This is a genomic window from Streptomyces sp. YIM S03343 (assembly GCF_054729195.1).
In genome coordinates this window covers 2414439-2439627 of record NZ_JBPUKX010000001.1, presented here as the reverse complement: position 1 = coordinate 2439627, position 25189 = coordinate 2414439, and the positions used below count along the sequence as shown (strand labels likewise).

General features: G+C 69.0%; 20 protein-coding genes. 14 read left to right on the top strand and 6 right to left on the bottom strand.

The window, feature by feature from the left end; translation table 11 throughout:
- Nucleotides 1–160 precede the first annotated feature (160 nt).
- Nucleotides 161–2329: a RecQ family ATP-dependent DNA helicase gene (locus ACSYGN_RS10365; protein WP_460394145.1), complete on the bottom strand. Its 2169-nt coding sequence runs from the start codon at nucleotides 2327–2329 to the stop codon at nucleotides 161–163.
- Nucleotides 2330–2451: 122 nt separating this feature from the next.
- On the opposite strand from ACSYGN_RS10365, the gene ACSYGN_RS10360 reads away from it, so the two are divergent.
- The 9 genes from ACSYGN_RS10360 (at nucleotide 2452) to ACSYGN_RS10320 (ending at nucleotide 14447) form a co-directional block, all read left to right on the top strand.
- A complete protein-coding gene (locus ACSYGN_RS10360; RefSeq protein ID WP_460394143.1) occupies nucleotides 2452–4254 on the top strand; it encodes a DUF4192 domain-containing protein in 1803 nt (600 codons plus the stop codon).
- Nucleotides 4255–4521: 267 nt separating this feature from the next.
- Nucleotides 4522–5280 (top strand): NUDIX hydrolase, encoded by a 759-nt coding sequence (locus ACSYGN_RS10355; RefSeq protein ID WP_460394141.1) that lies wholly within the window; start codon nucleotides 4522–4524, stop codon nucleotides 5278–5280.
- 107 nt (nucleotides 5281–5387) lie between these two features.
- Nucleotides 5388–7547, top strand: coding sequence for an ABC transporter ATP-binding protein (locus ACSYGN_RS10350; RefSeq protein WP_460394139.1), 2160 nt, complete (start codon nucleotides 5388–5390; stop codon nucleotides 7545–7547).
- 162 nt (nucleotides 7548–7709) lie between these two features.
- On the top strand, nucleotides 7710–8597 hold the full coding sequence (locus ACSYGN_RS10345; protein ID WP_460394137.1) for a FadR/GntR family transcriptional regulator: 888 nt from the start codon (nucleotides 7710–7712) through the stop codon (nucleotides 8595–8597).
- Nucleotides 8598–9048: 451 nt separating this feature from the next.
- Nucleotides 9049–10593: an RNA polymerase sigma factor gene (locus ACSYGN_RS10340; RefSeq protein ID WP_460394135.1), complete on the top strand. Its 1545-nt coding sequence runs from the start codon at nucleotides 9049–9051 to the stop codon at nucleotides 10591–10593.
- Between the two features lie 118 nt (nucleotides 10594–10711).
- On the top strand, nucleotides 10712–11605 hold the full coding sequence (locus ACSYGN_RS10335; RefSeq protein WP_460394133.1) for a tyrosine-type recombinase/integrase: 894 nt from the start codon (nucleotides 10712–10714) through the stop codon (nucleotides 11603–11605).
- Between the two features lie 418 nt (nucleotides 11606–12023).
- A complete protein-coding gene (locus ACSYGN_RS10330) occupies nucleotides 12024–12344 on the top strand; it encodes a hypothetical protein (RefSeq protein ID WP_460394131.1) in 321 nt (106 codons plus the stop codon).
- Entirely contained in the window at nucleotides 12334–13224 is an 891-nt protein-coding gene (locus tag ACSYGN_RS10325) for a bifunctional DNA primase/polymerase (protein ID WP_460403361.1), read from the top strand. Before ACSYGN_RS10330 ends, ACSYGN_RS10325 begins: the two co-directional genes overlap by 11 nt.
- Complete coding sequence (locus tag ACSYGN_RS10320; RefSeq protein ID WP_460394129.1) at nucleotides 13221–14447, top strand: DUF3631 domain-containing protein; 1227 nt, start codon at nucleotides 13221–13223, stop codon at nucleotides 14445–14447. Before ACSYGN_RS10325 ends, ACSYGN_RS10320 begins: the two co-directional genes overlap by 4 nt.
- Before the next feature lie 317 nt (nucleotides 14448–14764).
- On the opposite strand, the gene ACSYGN_RS10315 is transcribed toward ACSYGN_RS10320, so the two are convergent.
- The 3 genes from ACSYGN_RS10315 to ACSYGN_RS10305 all read right to left on the bottom strand — a co-directional run bounded on the left by ACSYGN_RS10315 (nucleotide 14765) and on the right by ACSYGN_RS10305 (nucleotide 18263).
- Nucleotides 14765–14929 (bottom strand): hypothetical protein, encoded by a 165-nt coding sequence (locus ACSYGN_RS10315; protein WP_460394127.1) that lies wholly within the window; start codon nucleotides 14927–14929, stop codon nucleotides 14765–14767.
- A gap of 744 nt (nucleotides 14930–15673) precedes the next feature.
- Nucleotides 15674–16846 carry a serine hydrolase domain-containing protein gene (locus tag ACSYGN_RS10310; protein WP_460394125.1) on the bottom strand — a complete coding sequence of 391 codons (1173 nt, stop codon included), beginning with the start codon at nucleotides 16844–16846 and terminating at the stop codon, nucleotides 15674–15676.
- Nucleotides 16847–16919: 73 nt separating this feature from the next.
- Complete coding sequence (locus tag ACSYGN_RS10305; protein ID WP_460394123.1) at nucleotides 16920–18263, bottom strand: transcriptional regulator; 1344 nt, start codon at nucleotides 18261–18263, stop codon at nucleotides 16920–16922.
- Nucleotides 18264–18520: 257 nt separating this feature from the next.
- On the opposite strand from ACSYGN_RS10305, the gene ACSYGN_RS10300 reads away from it, so the two are divergent.
- The 5 genes from ACSYGN_RS10300 to ACSYGN_RS10280 all read left to right on the top strand — a co-directional run bounded on the left by ACSYGN_RS10300 (nucleotide 18521) and on the right by ACSYGN_RS10280 (nucleotide 21718).
- Nucleotides 18521–19012 carry an ATP-binding protein gene (locus ACSYGN_RS10300; protein ID WP_460394121.1) on the top strand — a complete coding sequence of 164 codons (492 nt, stop codon included), beginning with the start codon at nucleotides 18521–18523 and terminating at the stop codon, nucleotides 19010–19012.
- A 44-nt stretch (nucleotides 19013–19056) separates the two neighbouring features.
- Complete coding sequence (locus ACSYGN_RS10295) at nucleotides 19057–19329, top strand: hypothetical protein (protein WP_460394119.1); 273 nt, start codon at nucleotides 19057–19059, stop codon at nucleotides 19327–19329.
- A 150-nt stretch (nucleotides 19330–19479) separates the two neighbouring features.
- A complete protein-coding gene (locus ACSYGN_RS10290; protein ID WP_381622573.1) occupies nucleotides 19480–19647 on the top strand; it encodes a hypothetical protein in 168 nt (55 codons plus the stop codon).
- An 86-nt stretch (nucleotides 19648–19733) separates the two neighbouring features.
- The gene (locus ACSYGN_RS10285) at nucleotides 19734–20930 is read left to right on the top strand and encodes a JmjC domain-containing protein (protein WP_460394117.1); all 1197 of its coding nucleotides are present in this window, start codon (nucleotides 19734–19736) and stop codon (nucleotides 20928–20930) included.
- Entirely contained in the window at nucleotides 20864–21718 is an 855-nt protein-coding gene (locus tag ACSYGN_RS10280) for an aldo/keto reductase (protein WP_460394115.1), read from the top strand. Before ACSYGN_RS10285 ends, ACSYGN_RS10280 begins: the two co-directional genes overlap by 67 nt.
- On the opposite strand, the gene ACSYGN_RS10275 is transcribed toward ACSYGN_RS10280, so the two are convergent.
- Both ACSYGN_RS10275 and ACSYGN_RS10270 read right to left on the bottom strand, forming a co-directional pair.
- Nucleotides 21706–22563: a hypothetical protein gene (locus ACSYGN_RS10275; protein WP_460394113.1), complete on the bottom strand. Its 858-nt coding sequence runs from the start codon at nucleotides 22561–22563 to the stop codon at nucleotides 21706–21708. The two genes, ACSYGN_RS10280 and ACSYGN_RS10275, sit on opposite strands and share 13 nt — an antisense overlap.
- Before the next feature lie 68 nt (nucleotides 22564–22631).
- On the bottom strand, nucleotides 22632–24641 hold the full coding sequence (locus tag ACSYGN_RS10270) for a hypothetical protein (protein ID WP_460394111.1): 2010 nt from the start codon (nucleotides 24639–24641) through the stop codon (nucleotides 22632–22634).
- Between the last annotated feature and the right edge of the window lie 548 nt (nucleotides 24642–25189).

Genomic DNA, 25189 nt, shown 5'->3' with positions numbered 1-25189 from the left:
CGTGCGGGGAGCGGACTTCAATTCTTGCTGTCGAACTGAGATGCGGCAACGAGCAATTGGGACCACTGGAAATTATCTAGTGATGTGTGGCAAATGTTCTTACCCAGCCTGCCCTCCGGAGATGCCCGGTGCGGGCGGGCGGTGCCATCCGGGCGACGGATCAGCCTCGCACGGCGAGGACCAGCGGCAGCACCTCCTCGGCACCGGACCGCAGAAGCATCCGGGCCGCGACGGCGAGCGTCCAGCCGGTTTCCGTGTAGTCGTCCACGAGGAGCAGGGGGCCCCTGGCTTCGGTGAGCGCCGCCGCCAGGGCGGGTGGCACGGTGAGGGCACCCTCCAGCAGCTTCAGCCGCTGAGCGCTGTTGCTGCGCGGGACCGGCGCGGTGTCCGCCTCGTACGCCACCGAGCCCAGCAGCGGCAGCCGTCCGACCTCCGAAATGCGCATGCCGAGGGAATGGATGAGCTGCGGCCGGGTCCGGGAGGAGAGGGTGACGACGCCCACCGGGCGGGGTCGGGCGTCGGCCGCTTTGGAGGCCCAGCCGCCCGGCCCCTTGGCCCAGTCCGCCAGCACGTCCACCACCGCCCGCGCCACATCGTCCGGCACCGGGCCGTCGGCGGCCCCGGGTGCCAGCAGCGGCCGGAGCCGATTGCCCCAGCCGATGTCGGACAGGCGTCCCAAGGCCCGCCCCGCGGCAGCCTGTTCGCGGGGCGGAATACGCCCCTTGAGGTTGATGCCGATCGCCGGCAGACCCGTCGGCCACATCCGGCGCGGCTCCACCTCGACGCCTGCCCGGCCCAGATCGGCGAGCGCGGCATCCACCGCCGCCGCGGAGGTGTCCGCCGTGAAGCGGGCGCCTGCGCAGTTGTCGCAGCGGCCGCACGGCTTGGCGCCCTCGTCGTCCAGCTGGTGCTGGAGAAACTCCATCCGGCAGCCCGTCGTCGCCGCGTACTCCCGCATCGCCCGCTGCTCGGCCGTCCGCTGCCGTGCCACCCAGGCGTACCGTTCGGCGTCGTACGCCCACGGCTGCCCCGTCGCCACCCAGCCGCCCTTGACGCGCCGGACCGCGCCGTCGACGTCCAGGACCTTGAGCATGGTCTCCAGCCGGGAGCGGCGCAGTTCCACCAGTGGCTCCAGCGCGGGCAGCGACAGCGGCCGGTCCGCGCCGGTGAGGACGCCGAGAGTGCGGCGCACCAGGTCCTCGGGCGGGAAGGCGAGCGACGCGAAGTACTCCCAGATCGCCTCGTCCTCCCTGCCCGGAAGGAGCAGCACCTCGGCGTGCTCGACTCCGCGGCCGGCGCGGCCGACCTGCTGGTAGTAGGCGATGGGCGAGGACGGTGAGCCCAGATGCACCACGAAACCGAGATCGGGCTTGTCGAAGCCCATGCCCAATGCGGAGGTGGCGACCAAGGCCTTGACCCGGTTGGCGAGCAGATCGTCCTCGGCCTGCTGACGGTCCGCGTTCTCCGTCTTTCCCGTGTACGCCGACACCGTGTGACCGCGCTCCCGCAGGAAGGCCGTGACCTCCTCGGCGGCGGCCACCGTCAGGGTGTAGATGATCCCGGAGCCGGGCAGTTCGTCGAGGTGGTCGGCGAGCCAGGCCATCCGGTGGGCCGCGTTCGGCAGCCGCAGCACCCCCATCCGCAGGCTCTCCCGGTCGAGCGGTCCGCGCAGCACCAGCGCGTCCGACGAGACGCCCGTGCCCAGTTGTTCGGCGACGTCCGCCGTCACCCGGGCGTTGGCGGTGGCCGTGGTGGCGAGCACGGGCACGCCCGGCGGCAGTTCGGTGAGCATGGTGCGCAGCCGCCGGTAGTCGGGGCGGAAGTCGTGTCCCCAGTCGGAGATGCAGTGCGCCTCGTCCACGACGAGCAGACCGGTGGCCGCGGCGAGCTCGGGCAGCACCTGGTCGCGGAAGTCGGGGTTGTTCAGCCGCTCCGGGCTCACGAGCAGCACATCCACCGCACCGGCCGCGATCTCCTCCTGGACGGTGTCCCACTCCTCGGTGTTGGCGGAGTTGATCGTCCGGGCGTGGATACCGGCGCGCGCCGCTGCGTCCACCTGGTTGCGCATCAGCGCGAGCAGCGGGGAGACGATCACGGTCGGCCCGCTGCCTCTGGCCCTCAGCAGCGAGGTCGCCACGAAATAGACCGCGGACTTGCCCCAGCCGGTGCGCTGCACGACCAGTGCCCGCCGCCGCTCGGCGACCAGCGCCTGGACGGCCCGCCACTGGTCCTCACGCAGCCGCGCCGCCCCCGTACCGTCGCCGACGAGCCGGGCGAGGACCGCGTCGGCCTCTGTCCTGAGATCCGCGTCGTTCGTGTGCTGCTCCATGCCCCCATCCAACAGGACGCCACTGACAAGCACCGGCCACGGCCCTCGCCGGTTGTCGTGTTCTTGATCGAACTTATCCACAGGCTCCGACGCGATCTTGGGAATCGCGAGATCGTCGGCGCATGACGAATCACAGCGAAACGACTGGATCCTCGGAAAACGGTGACATCGCCGGACGTGACGGGCACGGCGCGCGTGATGCGGGTCATGGGCGTGACGGCCATGGTGGGCACGGTGGGCTGGACGGGCACGGTGGGCAGGGCGGGAGTGCGGGTGACGGCGACGGCGCGTTGTACGACGTGCACTCCACGACGCACCAGGTCACCCTGCGCACGCCGGGCGAACTGGCGGACGCCCTGCCGTACCTCCTCGGATACCGTCCCGAGGACAGCATGGTCCTCGTGGCCCTCCATGAGGAGGACGGACGCGGCAGGCTCGGCGGACGCGCCCGGCTCGGTATCCCCGGGAACGCCGACGACTGGGCCGCGGCCACCCGGCAACTGGTCCAGGGCCTGGTCACGGGCAGCGAGCGCAGAGGAACACGCCCCGCTCAGATGGTCGCCTACGTCTGCCAGGAACCGGCGGACGGTGAGTCGGGGCGCGCGACCATGGAACGGCTGCGCCCGCTGGCCCAGTTGCTCCGCACCGAGTGCGGCCGACTCGACATCCCGGTGATCGAGGCGCTGTGCGTCTCCGACGGGCGCTTCTGGTCGTACTGCTGCGAGCAGGAGGCATGCTGCCCGTCCGAGGGAACGCCGATGGGCCTGGCCGGCACCTCCGTGCTGGCCGCCGCCGCGGCCTACGCCGGGGTCCAGGTCCGCGGCTCCCTCAGCGGGCTGCGGTCCAGGCTGATGCCCTGGGAGTGCGCTGCCGCGCTGGATCAGGAGAGCGCGCTCGACACAGCGGCGCGGACCCTGGTCCCACGGATCGTCGACGACGGGGCGCGCGCGGACGTGGCACGGGAGACCATGGTGCTCGCCGAACGCCTGGTGAACCGCTTCGCGGCGGCCTCGTCCGTGTCCGGCACGCTCCCGGCGGACCTCCGCGACGACGAACTGCTGGCGCATGACGAGGCGGCCACGCTCATCCTCGGCCTCCAGGACCGTACGACCCGTGACCGCGCCGCCGAGTGGATGGAGGGCGAGGAAGCGCCTCCGGCCCTGCGACTGTGGCGTGCGCTGGCCCGTCGCTGCGTCGGGTCCTACGGCGAGCACGCGGCGGCGCCGCTCACCCTCGCCGGATGGGTCGCATGGTCGACCGGTGACGACATCGAGGCCCGGGAGGCCTTCACCATGGCTCTGGCGGCTGATCCCGACTACCTCTTCGCCCGTCTGCTCCACCAGGCGTGCAACCAGGGCCTGGACCCGGAGTCCGTCCGCCGTTGCCTCCGCACGGAACGGGGCGGGCGGACGCAGACGTCAGTGAGCGGGGAAACCACGGGACCGGAAGGCACGGGACCCGAAGGCACGGGACGGGCAGGCATGGGACCGGAGAGCGCCGGGCCGGATTCCGGGCCGGTGAGCGGGGAGGCCGACGGGCCGGGCGGAGGAGGCAGGACCTCAGCCTGGCGCGGGACGACGAGGCGGACCGGGCCCGGTCCGCAGACGACGGCGACCGCCAGGTCGTGCGCCGACGCCGATGCCGGCCTCCTGGCCCGCCGCCGACGCCTCGCACGCCGTCGGGCGGAAGCCGCCGTCCTCCGCCCTCGCACCGCGCGCACCGTCGGGCGGCAGACGCGCCGCACACCCGCTGGCGGCCCCACCCACCCCGGCCCTGCCTCGCCCGGTGCACAGCGCAGGCGCACCTCAGGACCGGACGACGTGAGGCATGGTGGTGTCGGCTCCGGCGGCCGAGGACGGGCGTCCGCCGACCCGGACGGCTCGCGTCCCGTGAGCGAGAACGACACCGCTGAAGGGGAGGTGTGACCGGCCGACATGATGTGCGGGTCACGCGAGTGGTGCGGCCGGCCCCTCGGGCATCGAGCCGTGGCCGGGGCAGGGCGACTCCGCGTCGGCTCCGGACACGTCCGGGCGTGAACCGGATGACGGGCGGCGGCAGGTGTCCGCAGGGAGCACCGCCGCCCACCCGCCGCCCCGACCAGGCGCGGACCCGCTGCGGAACGATGCGGATCAACCATCGAAGCGATCGGCGAAGAGAGTGTTTATCGTCAGGAAGACGACTATGATCGCGGCATGCCCTACGACCCGTCAGCCTTTCCGCCCTTTGCCGTCACCGTGGACCTGGTCGTGCTGACCGTGCGCCGCCATGCCCTCTGTGCGCTGGCGGTGCGCAGGGGGGAAACGCCCTACCAGGGACGCTGGGCACTGCCCGGCGGATTTGTGCGGGCCGACGAGGATCTTGCCCAGGCGGCGGCGCGCGAACTGGCCGAGGAGACCGGGCTGCGCGCCCACGACCCCGCCGCCCCCGTCCAGGACAACGGCGCCCACCTGGAACAGCTTGCCACCTACGGCGATCCCGACCGGGACCCCCGTATGCGCGTGGTCAGCGTCGCCCACCTCGCGCTCGCCCCCGACCTCCCGGCACCCCGGGCGGGCGGCGACGCCAGCAACGCGCGCTGGGCGCCGGTCGAGGAACTGCTGCAACAGGGCGGATACGGACGGGACGGCGAACAGGCGGCCCCCCTCGCCTTCGACCACGCCCAGATCCTCTCCGACGGGGTCGAGCGGGCCCGGTCCAAGATCGAATACTCCTCGCTCGCCACTGCCTTCTGCACTCCTGAATTCACGGTCGGTGAACTGCGCCGGGTCTATGAAGCGGTCTGGGCCGTGGCTCTCGACCCGCGCAACTTCCACAGGAAGGTGACGGGGACGCCGGGCTTCCTGGTCCCCACCGGGGGCACGACCACACGCCAGGGCGGCCGCCCCGCCCAGTTGTTCCGCGCGGGCGGCGCCACCCTGCTCAACCCTCCGATGCTGCGCCCCGAGGTGTGACGGGGGAGGACCACGCGGTGAACCGCGGTCCTGAACTGGCGAGCACACATCGCCTGCCACGTCGCGTATGCCCCGAAAACCGAACATAGCGCGCTATCTTGCTGCGGGTGATCCAGGCGATCGGACTGACCAGCACCCCCCGCAAGGAGCATCCCCCCGCCGTCGACGACGTCTCCTTCGAGGCGCACACAGGCCATGTCACCGCGCTGCTGGGAGCACCGGGCGCGGGCAAGTCGACGGCGCTGCGGCTGATGCTCGAACTCCAACAGGGCCGCGGAATGACGTACTTCAGGGGCCGCCCCCTGCACCGCATCCCCCATCCCGCGCATGAGGCCGGAGTGCTGCTGGGCGATGTGCCCGGCCACCCCGCTCGCACAGTGCGCGGCCATCTGCGCATGCTGTGCGCGGCGGCGGGCGTTCCGGCCCGCCGCGCCGATGACGTCCTCGAAGAAGTGGGCTTGGTCAGCCTGCGCGGTGAACGCCTGGACACCTTGTCCCGCGGCATGGACCGCCGCCTCGGGCTCGCCTGCGCGCTGCTGCCCGACCCGCACGCCCTTGTGCTCGACGACCCCGCGGACGGTCTCTCGGTCGGTGAAAGCCGCTGGCTGCACGGCATGCTCCGGGCACATGTGGAGCAGGGCGGCACCGTCCTGTTCGCCACCGCGGACCCCAAAGAGGCTGCCCGCACCGCCGACCGGGTCGTCACCCTCGACCAGGGCAGGCTGGTGGCCGACCAGGAGGCCCGCGACTTCGCGCGCACCCGGCTCCGCCCCCGCGTGGCCGTCCGCAGCCCGCACGCCGCCCGTCTCGCGGTACTGCTCACCAAGGAGGCCCGGAGCGCCCGGTGTTCCGTCGAGGTGGTCCGGGAGAACGGCAACCGCCTCTCGGTCTACGGCAGTACGTGTGCCGATGTCGGTGAGGCCGCGTTCCGCCACGGCATCCTCGTCCACCAGCTCGCCGATGAAGTCGGAGACATGGGGCCGGGCGCCGTCGGAGAGTCCCCGGGGCACGACTCGACCGGACCGGATGCCCAACTGCCCGCGTCGCATGTGCTGCCCGCGCGGCATGTGGTGCCCTCGCCGCATGTGCTGCCCACGTCGTTTGTGCTGCCTGTATCAGGTGGGCTGCCTGCGTCAGGTGTGCGCCCCGAGCCTGCTTCGCTGGATGCAACGGATGCGCTGGATACGTCGTATGTGTCGGGCGCCCGGCCGCCGACACGGGTGCCCGCCGCGCTGGGCGCGACCGACACGGCGGACCCACCGCGCACTCCCGATCCGTCGGTACCGGCCGTGAGCGCGCCACTGCCCGCCGGGGCCCCGCAGCCGTCGCCGAACCCCCAGCCCGCCGAGGAGCCTCGGGCCGCCGCCACGCCCCATGACCCCGACGGACCTCAGCCGACCGGCACCGGGCTCTCACCGACACTCGTTCTCCCTGCGACGACCGGCATCGCCGACGATGACCTGTCCCCGCTCCCACCTCCCATCGCCGTCCGCCCGGTACGCAGTCCCCTGCGCCCGATCCGCTATGAGCTCCGCCGAGTCACCGGGGTGAGCACCGGCTATCTGATCGGCGCCGCCGTGATCGCGGTGTCCGCCCTCACCGCCGTACTGCTGGCCCGTGTCGGACACACCCCGCAGGCACGCCTGCTCGCCGCCTGGCCACGGGAACTGCCCCTGCCGCCCGCGGCCCTCGGTGCGGGACTGCTGGGCGCGCTGGCCTTCGGTGACGAGTTCCGCCACCCCGCGCTGGCGGCCGATCGCGGTACCGTGCCCCGCCGACTGGGGCTGCTCACTGCGAAACTCCTCGTCTCCACGGCCGTCGCACTGCTGCTGGCCGCCCTCACGATCGGCTGCGACGCGGGACTGCTGTATCTGTTGTACGGCCGGGAGATCGCGGAAGTTCCCGCCGACTGGTTCCCGCTCACCGCGAGTTGGCTGGGCCTCGCCGCCGGGTGCGCGTGGGCCGGAGTACTGGCCGCCGGCGTCTTTCGCTCCACCACGGCGGGACTCGCCGCCGTCGTGGCCGTACCGGTCCTCGTCGTGCCCCTGCTGCACAAGGCACTCGAAGGTCCGAACGTACGGACGGCGGCGGGCGTTCCGCTGCGGCTGCCGCAGCTGCTCCTGTGGCCATGGCCCTTCGGCGGCGAGCGTCACCTGCTCGCCGCGGTCCGGACGGCCGCCCAACCCGTGGGCGGTGCACTGGCGTTGTCGCTGGCCGTCCTGCTCTGCGCGTATCTGCTCACGACCCTGCGCAGCAGGGCTCGATGACGACCATCCGCTCCGTTCCGGTCCCGACTCGCGCACAACTCCCCATCGAAAGGCCAATTCTTTCCGATAAGGCGTCAATTGCGACGGGGTGAGCGATCACCCTTTCGTGTGCTTTTCACCAAAGCCCTCAAGGCAGTTGGGGGCGACGCCGACAAAAGATCCGTGAGTACCCTTGCGCACACCATGATGACCGCCGCCCGCTCCGCAGACTCCGGTCTGGCCGGCCCGGGCGAACTCGACCGCTACCCCTATGCCGAGGGCCCCGCCCCCGATCGCATCGGACCCCACATCTGGGACGGCGCAGATCCCGAGCTGACCCGGGTGGGCCGACGCGCCGCAGGCAGCCGAGGCCGTGGACTGCACGGCCAACTCGTCCAGCAGCTCGGTCAGATGATCGTCTCGGGTGATCTGGGCGCCGACCGCCCGCTGGTCCCCGAGGAGATCGGCCAGCGTTTCGAGGTGTCCCGTACCGTCGTCCGTGAGTCGCTCCGGGTCCTGGAGGCCAAGGGGCTGGTGAGCGCCCGCCCGAACGTCGGCACGCGCGTGCGTCCCGTCAGCGACTGGAACCTCCTCGACCCGGACATCATCGAATGGCGCGCCTTCGGACCGCAGCGCGACGACCAGCGCCGCGAACTGAGCGAGCTGCGCTGGACCATCGAGCCGCTGGCCGCCCGCCTCGCCGCCGGACACGGGCGCGAGGACGTCCAGCAGAGGCTCTCCGACATGGTCGAGATCATGGGCCACGCCATGGCGCAGGGCGACGCGCTCACCTTCTCGCGGGCGGACGCCGAGTTCCACGCCCTGCTCATCCAGGTCGCCGGCAACCGCATGCTGGAACACCTGTCGGGGATCGTCTCGGCCGCGCTCCAGGTCTCCGGCGGGCCGGTCACCGGCTGTGAACGGCCGAACGAGGCGACCCTGGCGCAGCACGGCCGGATCGTCGCCGCCCTCGGTGAGGGCGACGGTGCCGGAGCCGAGGCGGCCATGCGGCAGCTGCTCATCGTCCATCCCGAGGTCGAGCGTGTGGTGCCCGCCCCCCGCGAGCACTGACCCGCACACCGTGTGCGACGCCTCGCCGGGACGCGTCGCCGCTCGAACAACCGCCCGGCCCCGGGGGTCGCTCACTCGCCGGACCCTGCCGGACCCCGCCGTATCCTTCGGGAGACCGGCGGGGTCCGGTGCTGCGGCGGGGTGTACGCCGCAGCCGTTCGGCCCTGTCGAGCGGTCACAAGATCACACATCAGCCGCCCTGTGTGTATATGACTGGTTTTACATGCTTATGGGGTGTGACTCGGGCCACGCGGAATCGGCGTAACGCTCGTGGAAACAGCGCGATGACTTAAGAGGTGACAGCCGCGGAGGGAATACGGACGCCACGCAAGGCGCTGTGCATCTTCCCGGCCCCCGCCCGCGCCGTCGGCCCATCCCCAAGCCGGCGGTCGGCTCCAGTCCGTCGTGGACGGGGCCGGAAGCCGTTTTCCAACGTTCCGAGAGGTTGTTCGTGTCGGCCAGCACATCCCGTACGCTCCCGCCGGAGATCGCCGAGTCCGTCTCTGTCATGGCGCTCATTGAGCGGGGAAAGGCTGAGGGGCAGATCGCCGGCGACGATGTGCGTCGGGCCTTCGAAGCTGACCAGATTCCGGCCACTCAGTGGAAGAACGTACTGCGCAGCCTCAACCAGATCCTCGAGGAAGAGGGTGTGACGCTGATGGTCAGTGCCGCGGAGCCCAAGCGCACCCGGAAGAGCGTCGCAGCGAAGAGTCCGGCGAAGCGCACCGCCACCAAGACGGTCGCCGCGAAGACGGTGACCACGCGTAGGGCCACTGCCAGCACCGCGGCCGCCCCAGCCGCGCCCGTCGCCGGTGACCCCGCCGAGGAAGCCGCCCCCGCGAAGAAGGCCGTCGCCAAGAAGGCCGCGCCCGCGAAGAAGGCAGCGGCAGCCAAGAAGGCCGCGCCCGCCAAGAAGACGGCGGCCAAGAAGACCACCGCCAAGAAGGACGACGCCGAGATCCTCGAGGACGAGGTGCTCGAGGAGTCCAAGGCCGGTGACGAGCCGGAGGGTACGGAGAGCGCCGGTTTCGTGCTCTCCGACGAGGACGAGGACGACGCGCCGGCCCAGCAGGTCGCCGCGGCCGGTGCCACAGCCGACCCGGTCAAGGACTACCTCAAACAGATCGGCAAGGTTCCCCTGCTCAATGCCGAGCAGGAGGTCGAGCTCGCCAAGCGGATCGAGGCGGGTCTCTTCGCCGAGGACAAGCTGGCCAACGCCGACAAACTCGCCCCGAAGCTCAAGCGCGAGCTGGAGATCATCGCCGAGGACGGGCGCCGCGCCAAGAACCACCTCCTGGAGGCCAACCTCCGACTGGTGGTCTCCCTGGCCAAGCGCTACACCGGCCGCGGCATGCTCTTCCTGGACCTCATCCAGGAGGGCAACCTCGGTCTGATCCGCGCGGTCGAGAAGTTCGACTACACCAAGGGCTACAAGTTCTCCACGTACGCCACCTGGTGGATCCGCCAGGCGATCACTCGCGCGATGGCCGACCAGGCCCGCACCATCCGTATCCCGGTGCACATGGTCGAGGTCATCAACAAGCTCGCGCGTGTGCAGCGCCAGATGCTCCAGGACCTGGGCCGCGAGCCCACCCCGGAGGAACTGGCCAAGGAACTCGACATGACCCCGGAGAAGGTCATCGAGGTCCAGAAGTACGGCCGTGAGCCCATCTCCCTGCACACCCCGCTCGGCGAGGACGGCGACAGCGAGTTCGGTGACCTCATCGAGGACTCCGAGGCCGTCGTCCCGGCCGACGCCGTCAGCTTCACGCTTCTCCAGGAGCAGTTGCACTCCGTCCTGGACACCCTGTCCGAGCGCGAGGCCGGTGTCGTCTCCATGCGCTTCGGTCTCACCGACGGTCAGCCGAAGACCCTCGACGAGATCGGCAAGGTGTACGGCGTCACGCGTGAGCGCATTCGCCAGATCGAGTCCAAGACCATGTCGAAGCTGCGCCACCCGTCACGTTCGCAGGTGCTGCGCGACTACCTGGATTAAGCCAAGTATCAACAGAGCGCCCCTGACCTGCTGAATCGCGGGTCGGGGGCGTTTTTCATCGCAAGCGCAGCGCTCCTAGACCAGATATCCCAGCAGGGGATTGGCATATGCTTTCGGCATGAATGAATCGGACATGCGTGCGCTTCTGGACTCTTGGGTGCTCCATCTGGCGGCCGAACGGAAGTCTGCCCAGACCCTGAAAACCTACGGTGACGGGGTGCGGTCCTTCCTGCGGTGGACGGCCTCGACCGGCATTCCCCCGGCGCTGGACCGGCCCACGGTGAACGCCTTCACGGTCGCACTGATTGACGGCGGAGCGCAGGCGTCCACCGCACGTTCACGTCAGCTCGCGGTCCGCCGGTTCTCGGCATGGCTGGCCGACGAGGGCGAGATCGACCACGACCAGCTCGTCAATCTGCGCCCGCCGAAGCTGGATGCGAAGGTCGTCGAATGCCTGGATGACGATCAGCTGAAGGCGCTGATAAAAGCGTGCAAGGGAAACGATCTCCGCGACCGGCGCGACGAGGCAATCATCCGACTCATGATCGAGACCGGAGCGCGTGCCGGAGAGGTCGTCTCAATGACCCTGGACGACATTCACCTTCGCGACGGCGGTGCGGTCATCCGGAAGGGTAAGGGTGGGAAGGGTCGGACCGTACCTTTCGGCGCCCAGACCGGGCGTGCCATCGACCGCTACCTGCGGCTGCGCCGAGCGCATCAGCTCGCTGACACGCCTGCCCTCTGGCTCGGCGATCGGGGCAAGGGCTTCGGCTATGACGGCTTGTACGTCGCTCTGAAGGGTCGGGCGGAGCTGGCCGGTATCGATGGCTTCCACCCCCACCTGATGCGTCACACGGCAGCGTCCAGGTGGCTGGCGGCCGGTGGCAGCGAGGGCGGGCTGATGGCCGTTGCCGGATGGACGCGGCGGGACATGCTGGACCGCTATACCCGCGCGTCGTCCGAGCGCAGGGCAGCCGACGAAGCCCGCAGGCTCAACCTGGGGGACCTGTAAGCGGTACCGAGAGCATCCTCTGCGGTCCCGGCAGGGTTGCGACCGCTTTGTATGCCTGCGTGAACCTGTCGAGCCGCACCGGAACGTCAGCACCGCAGCGACATCGCCACCGCAGCACACGCTCATTGGCTACGATCCGGCCCGGAACCGAGCCTTCGCTGTACCGGAACAAAGGACGCTCGGCATCTCCGTAAATGTGATCGAGAGTGCGGCGGCAGTTGCCGCAGCGGACCCGCACCATGATCTCGTGATCACGGTTGAGTAGCGCACGGATCTTTCGCCCGGCGTCCCATACCATGAGCGCAATGCTAGCCTTGCGAGGAAATCTGCATCGCTACATGCGACGGGACCGGTAGAGCGCAATCCCGGATAAACGCTCCCACGCACCCACCCTCTCGGTGAGGTGCCGGGAGATCACGTGTCCGACGACATCACCGAGCGCACCGGCTTGAACGCCGGGCAGCGCCGCATCCGCGCCCGGATCGCAGCAGACACCCTCTGGTCCAAGACCGAAGACCCCTCTGCCCACACGGCACCTGCCAGGGCTGCCTTCCTCGACCGCTTCGAGCGGCAGGTCGACCCGGACGGCACTCTTGCTCCGGAAGAGCGCGCACGCCGCGCTGAGCACGCGCGCAAGGCCTACTTCAGCCGCCTGGCCCTGGCTTCGTCACGTGCCCGCGCCGCCAAGGCCGCTGCCCGCCGCACCGCCAAAGGCGGAGGTGGCGAAGATGCGGCATAACGGCACCGGAGCCGCCGCCCACGGCCAGGGCAACGGCTCCGCAATGATCAACAACCAGGCAACGGTTTCGATCCGTGCCAGGGTAACGCCGATGGCTGCCGCCATCAGCTGCGCCGAGCGTGGCTGGCGGGTCATCTGGGCACCGCCCGGCAGCAAGCACCCGACCGTGAAGGCGTGGCAGGAGCGCGCCACCACCGACGTCGCCACTATCGAGCGTTGGTGGACGCAGTGCCCTGACGCCAACGTCTGCATCGTCACGGGGCAGGCATCGGGGATCTGGGTACTCGACATCGACGACAAGAACGGGGCCGTTGGATCGACCACCCTCGCCGACCTGGAGCGCCGGTACGGAGAACTCCCGCTGACGTACGCCGTAGGTACCGGGAGCGGTGGCGTCCATTACTACTGGGCGTGGCAGGGCGTCGACTTCGACCTTGGCAACTCCGCTGGCAAGCTCGGCCCTGGCCTGGACACTCGGGGCAACGGGGGGCAGGTCGTCGCACCCCCGTCAAGGGCCGACGACTCCGCGCACACCATGGCGTATGTCGTGCTCGATCCCCGGCCGCCTGTCGCTGCGCCGGCGTGGCTTCTCGGCCTGCTGCGGCCCGCGCCGAGGCCGGTCACATCGAAGCCGCGTTCACCACTCCCTTCAGGCGATGTGGGCGGCATCCTCGGGTGGCTTGCCAGCGTTCACCCGGGCAACCAAGATGGCGCGCTCTGCTGGGCGGTCAGGGCGCTGCGGGATGAGGGGCTGAGTCCGCAGGAGGCGTGCGACCAGCTGCGGCCGATCGTCTTTGCGTGGCCCTGCTCGCGGGCCCCGTGGACTGAACGCGATATCCAGCGGCATCTGCGCTCCGCGTACAAGGGGGTGGCTGCATGAGTACCCCCGACGAGTTCATGAGTAGTGCCGCGTCCGAAGCGGCTTCAGACCGGTGCGAGCACGACCAGCTCAAGGGGAGGTGCATGCGCGCGGGGTGCCCAGACGGCTTCGGTACCGCTTCCGCCCTGCCCGAGGAGTACACGGCGTCGGCAGACGGCGCCCGGGTCCTGGATGAGCTGTACAACGCAATGCGTGAGTACGTCGTCTTCCCCAGCGACGCCGCCGCGGTCGCCGTCACCCTGTGGATCGCGGCCACGCACACGCAGCGGCACAGCTTTCATGCGCCGCGGCTCGCCGTGGTTGCCCCGAAGAAGCGGTGCGGGAAGTCCCGTCTCCTGGACGTGGTGTACGAGGCGTCCCATAAGCCGCTGTTGACGGTCAACGCGACCGTGGCAGCGGTGTTCCGGTCGATCGACGAGCACGACCCGCCGACGCTGTTGGTCGATGAGGCGGACTCCATCTTCGGCACGAAGAAGACCGCGGAGAACAACGAGGACTTCCGTGGCCTGCTGAACGCGGGTCATCAGCGCGGAAGGCCCGCGACCCGGTGCTCTGGGCCGAACCACGAGGTGAAGCAGTTCCCGACGTTCGCCATGGCGGCGCTGGCCGGTATCGGCGACCTGCCCGACACGATCATGGACCGTGCCGTAGTCATCCGTATGCGCAGGCGCCACCACGGCGAGGAGGTGAAGCCGTTCCGGGCACGGCGCGACGCGCCGCGGTTCAACGAGATCCGGGACAGCCTCGCCGTCTGGCTGGGCGCCGCGGACATCGCCGACACCTACCCCGACATGTTGCCCCTTGAGGACCGGGCCGCAGACACGTGGGAGCCGCTGTTCCTGGTGGCCGACCTTGCCGGGGGCTGGTGGCCTGACGCCGCTCGGAAGGCCGCAGGCGAGCTGGAGAAGGCCCGTGAAGAGGCGGAAGACGGCGCCGAGAACGCCATCCTCACGGATTGCCGCGACGCCTTCGCTAAGGCGTCCAACCCGAACGAGATGAAGACCGAGACGCTGTTGCAGTACCTGAAGCAGGACCCGCACTCGCAGTGGGCGACGTACGGCCGCGACGGGCTCAACGCGCACCAGCTCGGCAAGCTCCTCGCGCCGTACGAGATCCGGCCGAAGCAGATCCGGTTCTCCGACCATACGAGGCAGCGTGGCTACCTCCGGCCGCAGTTCGAGGACGCCTGGAATCGCTACTGTCCGTCGCCGCAGGAGGAGTGATGGAAGGTCCCGCTCCGCCCTAGCGAGACAAGTGGTCCAAGCGGGACATCACAGGTCAGGGCGCTGAGGCCGTCTCGCTTGTCTCACTTACCCGCTCTAAGTGAGACAGCCAAAAGTCTCTGACCTGCGGCGTACCGCTTGTCTCGCTTGTCTCACTTATGTGGGACGGGATGGTCGCCTCCGCCTCCGAAAGTCACTCTCCGCTGCCACGAATGGAAGATCCCCATGTGCCGCAGGAAGCCGCACAAGCCTCCCCGTGCGAGGCCCGACCGCCCTCAGCTTGCCGCGATGGCCGATGCCTACCGCTGCTCGGAATGTCACAGCGAGACGCGCTTCTCGTACGACGAGAAGCGCGGCATCGACTGCATCGACGTCTTCCACGACTCCAGGTGCCCGGCGCCGACGGGAGCGACCTCGTCGCTGGCCGACACCATGCGGGCCGTGCAGGCCGCGGGGGACGGTCCCGTGCTGGTCGGCCCCATCGCGCTCGCCGCGACGACGCCGAGGGGGCAGGGCGATCCTGGACGCCGAGGAATCCGCCCGCGAGACGGTCGAGGCGGCCGAGGAGCGGCAGGCCCGGGAGCTTGATACGCGCCCATCTGACGCCCTGCCAGTACTGCATCGGCAATCACTCACCGACCGCCTCAGCGCTGGCAGGTCCTGATGGCCGCGAAGACGGACTTGCGACCCCATTGCGGCCGACGAGGCACCCCCACTCGCCGCCTAATTTCTTGCCACCCCCGACTCCCTCTGCCTGGCGCGGTGCCATCCCACACCCCATCTGGCCCTTGTGCCGCCCCTCATGCCATGAGTGATGTGTTCATAACCATCAACATCAGAACAAGGCAAAGGAGAATCGAAGTCATCGAGTCATGGAACGAGTCGAAAGGGATCGCAGGGACTTTTGAGTGATCTTGTGGGCCTGGTACACGTACCCGACGTGCAACGTGACTCTCGCCGATGTCCTCGTCGGCTACCGAGCGGGTGGTCTAGCCCGAGTGCAGGGGAGTCCCCCTGGCCAAGGGGGGGAGGGGCTGCACGTAGCGAGATCAAGGGCCGCAGACTCCGCCCAGTCTGCGGTTTTCTCTCTCTAATGTGAAATGGTCCTAGTTGATCTTTGAAGCGGCCACCCTACGGAGAATCGAGGAGCTCAGCGATGACGGCCGCTCCGAGTTGCGCGGATCGTCCGCTTCGCCCGCCAGTAGAGCCCAGCGCAGCCCGATCAGTTACGCCACCGACCTTCGCACCGCGTCGACCAGCGAAGCTGCACGCATGTCGTCGGTACCCCCGATGATGTTGTTCATCACGTAACCGAAGGCAATGCCGTGCTCAGGGCCGGCGAAGCCGAGTGAGCCGCCTCGCCCCGTGTGGCCGAAGGCGCTCAGGCCGGTCATGGGGTTGGCCTCGGTGGGCAACATGTATCCGGAGCTGAACCGGCTCAGGATCAGCATGACCTGGTCCTTCCCGCTGGCCTGTTCCTTGGTCGCCGCCTCCAGGGTTTCCGGGGTGAGCAGGCGTACGCCGTTCACCTCGCCGATGAGCGCGGCGTACATGCGCGCCAGTCCGCGAGCGGTGCTGATGCCGTTGGATGCCGGGAGTTCCGCGGCCTGTACCTCGGGCGAGTCGAAGTCGATCTCGGTGGGGTCGGTGACGGCGTACGCCCTGTTGCTGAAGGAGCTCGGGTCGCGCCAGGCGGCGACCACTTCGCGGAGTTCGTCGGGAATCGACTCGGCGGGCACGGTGGTGAGGTCGACGTCCGGACGCTGGTACACCATGCGGCTGACCCGGTCCCGTTCATCCGCCGGCAATCCGATGAAGAAGTCCAGCCCGAGAGGGGCGGCGATCTCGTCGGCGAAGAAGCGGCCCGGCGTGCGGCCGGACACTCGGCGGATCATCTCGCCGACGAGCCAGCCCCAGGTGCGACCGTGATAGCCGTGTGCAGTGCCCGGCGTCCACAGTGGACGCTGAGCGGCCAGGGCGGCCGCCATCGGGTGCCAGGCCAGCGCCTCGTGCAGCGGGACCGGTTGGTCCAGCGCGATCAGGCCAGCCTGGTGGGACAGGAGCCAGCGCACCGGGATGTCCGCCTTGCCGTTCGCGGCGAACTCCGGCCAGTACTTCGCCACCGGCGCGTCCAGGTCCAACATGCCGCGCTGGGCCAGCATATGGGCTGCTGTCGCGGTCGCACCCTTGGTGGCCGAGTAGACCAGTTGCAACGTGTCCCGTGCCCATGGACGACCGGTCTCCGGATCGGCGACGCCACCCCACAGGTCCACCACCGGTCGGCCGTGCTGGTACACGCATACCGCCGCGCCGATGTCCCCGTGCTGGGAGAAGTTCGCCTCGAACGCCTCACGCACCGTTTCGAACCCAGCCGCGACCTCACCGTCGATCCTCGTCATGCCGTCCATCCTGGCATTTGGGCCGACTCCTCCTACGGGGCGGGCTCGCCCTCGGATTCCGAGAGGGCGCTTGTCAGGCCGCGATGGGAAGCGCCTGAAGACGCTCGCGGAACTCGCGGACAGCGGGGACGGACTTGCGCGGTTCGAGTCGAGCGGAGAACTCCTTCAAGCGGTCCAGAGCCCGCACGGAGCTGACACTGCTCTCCAAGAGCCCGGCGCCGTAGTTCGCGGCGTCCAGCGCCCCCTCCAGGTTGCCGCCGGCGAGCCGTGCCTCTGCCAGGCGGCTGGACCGTACGGCCTTGTCCCGAGGAGCCGCGCTCTCCACGGAGGTCTCCAGGGAACTCGTCGCGCGCTCTACCTGCCCGGAACGCAACAGGACCTTGCCTTCGGTCGACTTCAACTGCGCCTCGCCGAACCAGTTGAGCCAGTCCGGGTTCTCCTCCGCCGAGCCGTGCTCCCCGAGGGACACGGCTCGGTTGAGTGCCGTTCCGGCGTTCCGGTGGTCGCCATCGCGTGACAGTGCCTCGGCCTTGTGCAGGTAGAGGAAGGACTGGGTGTACGGCGACAGCGTTTGAGGCGCGTTGTCGATGGCGGTCGAGATGAGGTTGACCCGCTCGGCGGTCCGTCCTGCCTCGGAGACCTGGACTCCCATCTCCGCGAGGATGAAGGCGCCGAAGGCGTCGTCTCCGGAAGTTCGAGCGCTACGCAGGGCCCCGACGTAGTAGCGCTGGCCGGCGGACCGCAGGCCAGCGTCGTAGGCCATCCAGCCGGTCAGGTGCGACACCCGGGCCGCCAGCGAGTAGAGGCGGACGCGAATCCTGTCCGTGTACCGGCCGGTGCCGAGGAGACCAGTCACCAAGGCGAGGTCACCGCGTGCCTGCTCCAGGAGCCGGGCGCCTCCGAGCTGGTCGTCGAGCGTGCGAAGCGTGCTGATGCGCTGCTCGATCGTCGAGACCATCGTGTCCGTGACCCGGTCGCCGTTGAGTGCCGAGGCGAAGGCGGAGGGCGCGTCCGCCCAGCTCGCTGCGAGGCCCGTCAAGGCGGCGCCGGTGATGGTGAGAAAGCCCCGGCGGTCCATGCGGCCACTCCCCACGAGTTCGGACAAGGCTTCAACGGTACCGGCCTCGGTCCACGGTGTGGTGAGCCCCGCGATCTCCCAGACCGGGAGCCACCGTGGCCAGCCTTCCTCCCGGACCTGCTCGTACGGGACACACAGCAAGTCGGCGAGAACGCGCTGGGCGTCCGCGTCCGGCTCCTGGCCCTGCTCCCATTTCCACACGGTTGTGCGGTTGGTCGCCAGCGGGATTCCGAGTGATCTCCCGTGTGCTTGCATGAGGCGGGCGAACTCGGCCTTGCCCCATCCGCGCGTGTGGCGGAGGAAGCTCAGCGGGTGGACTGCCAACGGTTCACCAGGCACGTCATCACTCCCGTCATCCCCTCGCGGCGTAGTGGGGAGGCTACTTCGCGTGTCCGTGTAAGGGGAGGGCGTCCCCATGAGGAACCCCCTAGAAACGTTCCGCCTTGCCTGCTGGGGCCGTTGACTGAGTATCAGCCGTCCAACGAGGAGCGCGCGCAGGGCGACCGCTTCGGGAACGGTTCCTCAGATCGGCGGCTTCGCCCCCGTGTCCCCCGTCGGGGACGACGCCGCTCTCCAGCTCTTCGGAGGCGTCCGCCATGCCCACGCTCGTCCATCGGTTCGTCCTTGCGGGTACGGAAAGGGAGGTGCCCCTTGCCCGGCGCCAGGTCGTCGACAAGGTGCGTACCTGGGGTGTGCCGGTGGACGACGAGACAGCTGACGCCATCCGCCTTGTCGCTTCCGAACTCATCACCAACGCCGTGGTCCATGGGGAGGGGCCCGTCACCGTCGCCCTGTTCCACCGCCCCGGCAGTTTGGTGATCGACGTCGTCGACGGCAATCCTCTGGCCCCGCAAATGAGTTGTGCCCAAGACAACGATGAGAGTGGGCGCGGTCTTGCGCTGGTGGGTCTTCTCGCTTCGCGGTCTGCCTGGGAGCCCTCCGGTGGCGGGAAGCGCGTATGGGCGGAGATCGAGCTTCCCAGGGCGGCGTCTGCCATCCGAGCCGCCGTTCTACGCAGGTTATTCGCGCGCCGGCCGAAGCGCGGGGTCGTAGCCGAGCCCGAGTCGCTCACTCTGGCGGTCGCGTGATGGGACGGCACGCATTACGAGCGAATCCGCTTCCTGACCCCGACGTGGTCTTCCGGCCCACCCGCCGCGACATCGACCCCGTCACGAAGGAGCCCACTGATTACGCGCTGTGGGATCGCCACGAATGGCAGGCACGAGGCGAGTGCTGGCTGTGGTGCGGACGGGACGACGTCGAGGTGACGTGGATCGGGCCCGTCCGGTCGAGCGGTATGCACGCGGCCCTCTACGCCTGTCGTGCGTGCCTGTACGAACTGGACCAGCGCGTTCTGGAGATCAACATGCGCGAGGACGCAGGCGCTCGGCCGATTCACCGCTGATCTGCCCGGTCCCTGGCTCGGGACTGCGGCTCATCACGGTGCCCAATGACCGCCGCCCCACACGGCAACCCACTTCTCCCACGCCCGTGGGGCGGCCATCGACCTCCCGCCAGAGCCCTGGTGGGAGAACCGAAGAGGAAGGAGTACGAGGTGGCAGAGCCCACGACACCGCCTCCGGCCCGAAGTGGCCTTCTGGTGGCGGTAGAAGAGCTGACCGCCGTCCACGACCGGTACGACAGCCTCCGGTCGGACAACGCCGGGAGTTCCGGCGACGCGCCGTGGCCGGGTGGCGACGGCAACCTGCACGACAGCGAGTAGGCACCAAGCGGTGGGGTCGGAGCGGTCGGCCGTGCCGACCCCACCGCGCCCGAAGCACGTGGTCGAACCCATGGAGGAACGCACCGATGGAACATCAGTTGATCAGCGCCATCGAGACAGCACTCGGGTGGAGTGGAGCGGAGGAGCTGGGCAAGGGCTTCGTACGCGGGAGCATGGACGACCCCGAACTCGTCTCCCGCATCATGACCCCGAACCGCCTGCTCGACATCGCGATGCGCAGGAGCCTGAACCGCCCGCAGTTCCGGTGCTTCCAGACGGGCGAGGAGGTCCATCCGGCCATCTACTACACCGACAGCGTCAGCCCCCGGGGCCAGAGCATCCCCATGGTCAACATGCGCAGCCTGGGCAGGCTCCTGGGGGAAGGCGCGACGGTGATCATGGACCAGGCCAACGTCTTCGATCCGACGATGGAGGTCGCCTGCCGGGCCCTGCAGTGGTGGTCCCGCGAGCGAGTCCAGGTCAACGCGTACCTGACGACGAACGACGCCTCCGGCTTCCCCCTGCACTGGGACGACCACGATGTCGTCATCGTCCAGCTCGCGGGTGAGAAGGAGTGGGAGGTCCGTGCGACCTCCCGCAACGTCCCGATGTACCGGGACTCCGACCCCAACAACACTCCGAGCGACGAGATCATCTGGTCCGGCGTCATGCGGACCGGTGACGTCATGCACATCCCCCGGGGCCACTGGCACCAGGCGACACGCACAGGCAGCGGATCGGGCAAGAGCCTTCACGTCACGTTCGGCATTACCAAGCGCACGGGAGCGAGCTGGCTCGCGTGGGTGGCCGACTGGTGCCGCGAGCGCGAGATCTTTCGCCACGACCTCGACCGCTGGCAGGGGACCGGCGGCGAGGCCCTGACCGCGGCGGCCACCCAGCTGGTAGGTGAACGCTCGCCGACTGACTTCCTGGCCAAGTACGAGCAGGAGACGGCGCTGCCTCGACACGTGCCGTTCCTCGACATACTCGGCCCGCTCGACGCCGTGGTGTGCACCACCCACTTCCCTCCCCGGATCCAGGAAAACGGGGAGACCGTCGACGTCTTGGTCTCAGGGAAGAAGCTCACTCTCGCGGCCAAGGCCCTGCCCGTGCTGCGTCTGCTGCTGAGCGGCAGGCCGGTCGAGCTGGAGCGGGCCGCGACTGTCGGCGGGGCCGAAGTGGCGGAGGTCGCCGAGATCCTGGTGAAGGAGGAGCTGTGCGCGGTGCTGACCCCCGAGTTGTCCTCGGGCTACACCGGTCTCGTCACGAACGCCGTGTCCTGACTGGGGCGTTGGACCTTGGTGTCACCGCGCTCGACACCAGCACCAACTACCTCGGCTTCCGCTCGCATCAGGTCCTGGCGAGGACAGCCGGCGACCTGTTGCCGAAGTTCACGGTCTCGACGAAGGTCGGTTATTTCCCGGAGCCGGGTGGGGCGGAGCACTCCCTGGATCCCGCACGGCTGTACGCGGCTGTGGAACAGGCGGCTAAGGACCTCGGACGGGAGCCGGACCTGGTGTTCCTGCATAACCCGGAACATTCGCTCCCTGAAGCAGCCCCACGCAACCAGGAGTTGCTGGCACAGGCGTGCACTGCCCTCGACGATGCCACAGCGACGGGGCTGTGCGCCGCCTGGGGCGTGGCGTCCTGGGACCCGGCACCGCTGCTGAGCCTGATCGACGCGACCGTACCCAGGCCATCGGTCCTCATGGTCCGCGCCGGCCTGCTTGTCGGAGCCAGAACGCTGGATGCTGCGGATGCCCTCACCAAGGCGTGGGGTATGGGCGGCGAGGTATGGGGGATGAGCCCCTTCGGAGGCAGCACCAGTGCGCCGGTGTGGGCCAGGATTGACCCCCGCGTCTTTCTCCGGGACGGCGGTCAACTTTCCCGCGTACAGGCGGCCTTCAGAGCCGCCTATCACCTCCCGCTGGTGGACTCCGTCGCCGTGGGCACCGATGAGCCCGCACACCTGGGCGAACTCGTCGGCGCCCTGGCCGGCGAGATCGAGCAGCGGACCATTCAGGAGTACTGGAGTCTCCTTCGGGACCGCTGGCGCGATCAATCGGCCTGAAGCTCCTTGATGACCTGTTCGACCATGCGCCGGGCAGGTTCCAGGCGGGGGTCTTCTGGGTGCGCGTAAGGGCCGAGGATCTTCGAGCAGACGAACAACGTCATCAACTTGCCGTCCCGGCATTCGAAGTCGGACCGGCGCTCGTGCCATACACGATCGGCCAGAGCCGGGACGGCAAGGGAACTCGCCCACAGGGAGGCCGAGTCCAGCCCCCGCGGTGCGCTGCCCCAATCTTCCCAGTCGAAGAGGCTGAACGCCGGCGCGGTCATGTTCGCCCAGTTCAGGTCCGCGTGGGCCGGTACCCACCGCTCCACAGTCGTATCGAAGTCGCCGGAGAAGACGCCGCGGATGGACTCGGCGACGAGGGCTTGGGTGATGGTGACGGTGTCCGGTGTGGCGGTCCGCCTCGTGTCCTGTGCCGCCAGAGCGTCCAACGAGGCGTTCAATGCCTCCCACCAGGTGTCCGGCAGCTCCGGGGCGTCACTCAAGATGGCGTTTCCGACGGGAGGCCCTGGCAGGAGCTCGGTTTCGTCGGCTCGCCACATCACGGGCTCGTCCGTGTCCCGCCATACCAAGCATCCGTGCCATTCGGGCTGGGCGATGCCTGCCAGACGTGCGGCACTTTCAGTGCCGTTCCACCCCTGGTCGGGGATCTTGTCGGGCAAGCGTCGCTCGACGCGCACCCAGGTGTCGCGGTCTGTTCTGGCTCCGACGGATCGGCGTTTGCGCACCACCGTGTCCGGGAGCAGGCGCACTTGGAGGGACCGCTCGACGCGATCAAGAACCTCGTCAACCGGCTGTACCCGTAGATCAACAGCCTGACCCGTGGAGACCGAGAGAGTCATGAACGCGACCGTAGCAGTGGTGCGGCGGGAGGTTCCCGTCGTCGTTGAGTGGCAGCCGCCAGCCGCACTCAGAACCTGACTGTAGAGACTGCGCCCCGCGGGCTCTGCTCGCTGTGATAGAGCTCGTCCGCCAGCGGCGCCGGATCCGCGTGGACCAGGAACTCAGAATCTTCGAGCAATGCGCCGAGCTTGTCGGCCAGCGCGCTGTGGCGGGCGGCATGGCGCAGGAGGTACGGCTCGGCGGTCGCCCAACGCCCATTTCGTGCGGCGCCCATTCCTACCGTCGCGAGAAGACGCTCCCAGACTGTCACCGCATCCAGGACAGGCCGACCCCGGAGTTCGTCTGCGAGACCTTGGTGAAAAAGGCGGTACAGCGGCGTGCCGTCGCGGTCGACGTTTCGGCGTACGTAGAAGCGCAGGACCTGGAGGAGCTCCGAGGAATCCGGCTGTTCATCGCCACTCACGTCAGGTGCGATGCCCGCGACGTAGGCGAGCAGCCGCTCCGGCATGCCGGAACCTTCGGCCCACGCCAGCGCGGCGATGAGCTCGCGCAGCCCGGGACGGGCGAGGAATTCCAGGTTGAGGTCGAGGATCGCACCGAGAGTACGGGGCACGTCCCTGCCAAGGGCCTTGGCCTCGGTAGTGGTGGCCGGTGGGGTCTTCTGCTCTCGGAGGAGACGGAGGTAGAGCCCGGCTACGAGGAACTCACCCCATTCCCGAGATCCGCTCAGGAGGGTGTCCGCCATCGCCCGGCCCAGGCTTTCGGCGGCGGGTAGCGAGCACCACGCGGATACGCCGGTGCCGATGGGCCGGAGTACGCGGCTGACGAAGTTCACCAGGTCCCGTCGCAGTCGTTCGGCGGGGACCTCATCCAGGTCGAGCAGACCATCATGTTCGGCGGCGGCCTCGAAGAGATGCCGGAGTCCTTCTTCGGGACGGGTCGCGATCAGCACCCTGCACAGCGGCTTCATATCCACCCGTTGAGTCGACGTCAAGGGCAGCAACAGGGCGGTGACGAGGTCGTCGGGATGTTCTGCCTCATCCACGGCGTCCACGATCAGATAGGGAGGTTCGGCCCTCGTGCGCAGTGCGGCCACCAGTTGGTCCGTGGTCCAGGTCTTGCCGCGGGTAGGTGAGTCCAGGTTCCACTGGGCTGCAAGGGAGGAGAGTACCTCCGCGAGGGTCCGCCGCCGCGCGTGCACGACGGCCAGTCCTTCGACCGCCCCGGGCAGGTCGCCACCGGATGGCCTCCAGACCCGCTCTGTGGCTTCGCGCAGTGCAGGGTGTGCGGCGCAGGCGAGGAGACCGACCAGGGCGGACTTTCCGGCGCCGGCCACTCCTGTGATGACGCGCAGGGATGAGCCCTCGCCCTCCAACCATGTTGAGAGCTCGCGTAGTTCGTCGCTGCGACCCGTGAAGGTCGGCATGCCGCTGTCCCCGAAGGCGCTGTTGGCACCCTGGGCTCGGACCACGAAGTGACGCGAGTCGGCCACCTCGTCCAGGAGCGTGAACACCGCGGGATCGATGCCCTCGCGGCTGCGGAGGGCGGCCGGCTCGTAGCGCGGGTTGGGAAAGAAGCGGAGGTGCGACAGGTCGGCGCCGACTGCGGCCAGTGGAAGCCCGACCGTCTGTGGATAGGAGCCCACACTCTGTTTTTCGACGCTGAGGACGACTTCGCGGCAGAATAGGTCAAGCGGTATGTATTTCTGCGATTCGTCGAGCTTCAGAGCGCCGGATGCGAAGCCGCGGAGCACTTCGTCGACCGCGAGGCTGAGGCGGCCGTCGTAGGCGGACTGGGCGGAGTTACAGGCGGCCAGTACCCAGACACGTCGCCGCCCCGGGTCGACCAGCGATTGCAGATGTTCGGTCGCCACGGTGCCGGACTGGCACAGATCGAGTATCAGTAGTACTGCTGGCTCGTCTTCTCCGTCCGTCCTCCGGTTCTCGGCCATCTTGATCCAGCGCGCGAGAGTCTCAGTGAACTCGCCGTCGCCTCCTACGGCTTGGAGACCGTCGCCGTTCTGTTCGGGCTCCCCGTGCGCAAGCAGGTGGATGACAGTGAAGTCCGCATTGCCCATGACGGCTCTTGTGAGGGCATCACCGAGCGCAGCCGCAGTGGAGGCGGGGTCGGGGTCGGGCTCCAAGAGGACGTAGGAGTACTGCTTTCCTAGCACATCGCGTAAACGTTGCGCGTACGGCTTCGCGTACCCAAGTGGCTGCCATTTCGGCGGCGACTCGTCTGCCGGGCCTCCGATAGGGCCTTCGACGCCGACCACGAGCGCTTGACGGTGTATCACCGATCCCCCGTTCGCACGTGCCTCCTCCCTCAGCCCGGCATTCGTGTGAGGGAGGGACTCGACATCCTCTCGTAGGCTTCCGGCATCAGTTTCGCAGATCGTGATCAGCGACAGGCCGCGGTTGGCGACCCGTCCCACCGCACCCTCACGGGCATCCTGATTGCGGGCACCGAGACCGACCCCAGCCGGGCACGGGTAGATCGACGGACCGTCGGGCGCCAGCGCGGTCGACTTGAATGCGGCGTTCGCTCGCGGCGCGGGCTCGCAGTCGAGACTGTGTTGCGTCCGCGTCGACGGAAGCCTGCTTGACGAGGACAAGTGTCGTGTCA

What these genes read in the sequence shown, in the direction of transcription:
- ACSYGN_RS10360 (WP_460394143.1), top strand. Translation starts at nt 2,452, where the DNA reads ATGACGAATCACAGCGAAACGACTGGATCCTCGGAAAACGGTGACATC.
- ACSYGN_RS10325 (WP_460403361.1), top strand. Translation starts at nt 12,334, where the DNA reads ATGCGGCATAACGGCACCGGAGCCGCCGCCCACGGCCAGGGCAACGGC.
- ACSYGN_RS10355 (WP_460394141.1), top strand. Translation starts at nt 4,522, where the DNA reads ATGCCCTACGACCCGTCAGCCTTTCCGCCCTTTGCCGTCACCGTGGAC.
- ACSYGN_RS10285 (WP_460394117.1), top strand. Translation starts at nt 19,734, where the DNA reads ATGGAACATCAGTTGATCAGCGCCATCGAGACAGCACTCGGGTGGAGT.
- ACSYGN_RS10365 (WP_460394145.1), bottom strand. Translation starts at nt 2,329, where the DNA reads ATGGAGCAGCACACGAACGACGCGGATCTCAGGACAGAGGCCGACGCG.
- ACSYGN_RS10310 (WP_460394125.1), bottom strand. Translation starts at nt 16,846, where the DNA reads ATGACGAGGATCGACGGTGAGGTCGCGGCTGGGTTCGAAACGGTGCGT.
- ACSYGN_RS10320 (WP_460394129.1), top strand. Translation starts at nt 13,221, where the DNA reads ATGAGTACCCCCGACGAGTTCATGAGTAGTGCCGCGTCCGAAGCGGCT.
- ACSYGN_RS10275 (WP_460394113.1), bottom strand. Translation starts at nt 22,563, where the DNA reads ATGACTCTCTCGGTCTCCACGGGTCAGGCTGTTGATCTACGGGTACAG.
- ACSYGN_RS10315 (WP_460394127.1), bottom strand. Translation starts at nt 14,929, where the DNA reads ATGGGGCCGACCAGCACGGGACCGTCCCCCGCGGCCTGCACGGCCCGC.
- ACSYGN_RS10300 (WP_460394121.1), top strand. Translation starts at nt 18,521, where the DNA reads ATGCCCACGCTCGTCCATCGGTTCGTCCTTGCGGGTACGGAAAGGGAG.
- ACSYGN_RS10270 (WP_460394111.1), bottom strand. Translation starts at nt 24,641, where the DNA reads ATGGGCAATGCGGACTTCACTGTCATCCACCTGCTTGCGCACGGGGAG.
- ACSYGN_RS10335 (WP_460394133.1), top strand. Translation starts at nt 10,712, where the DNA reads ATGAATGAATCGGACATGCGTGCGCTTCTGGACTCTTGGGTGCTCCAT.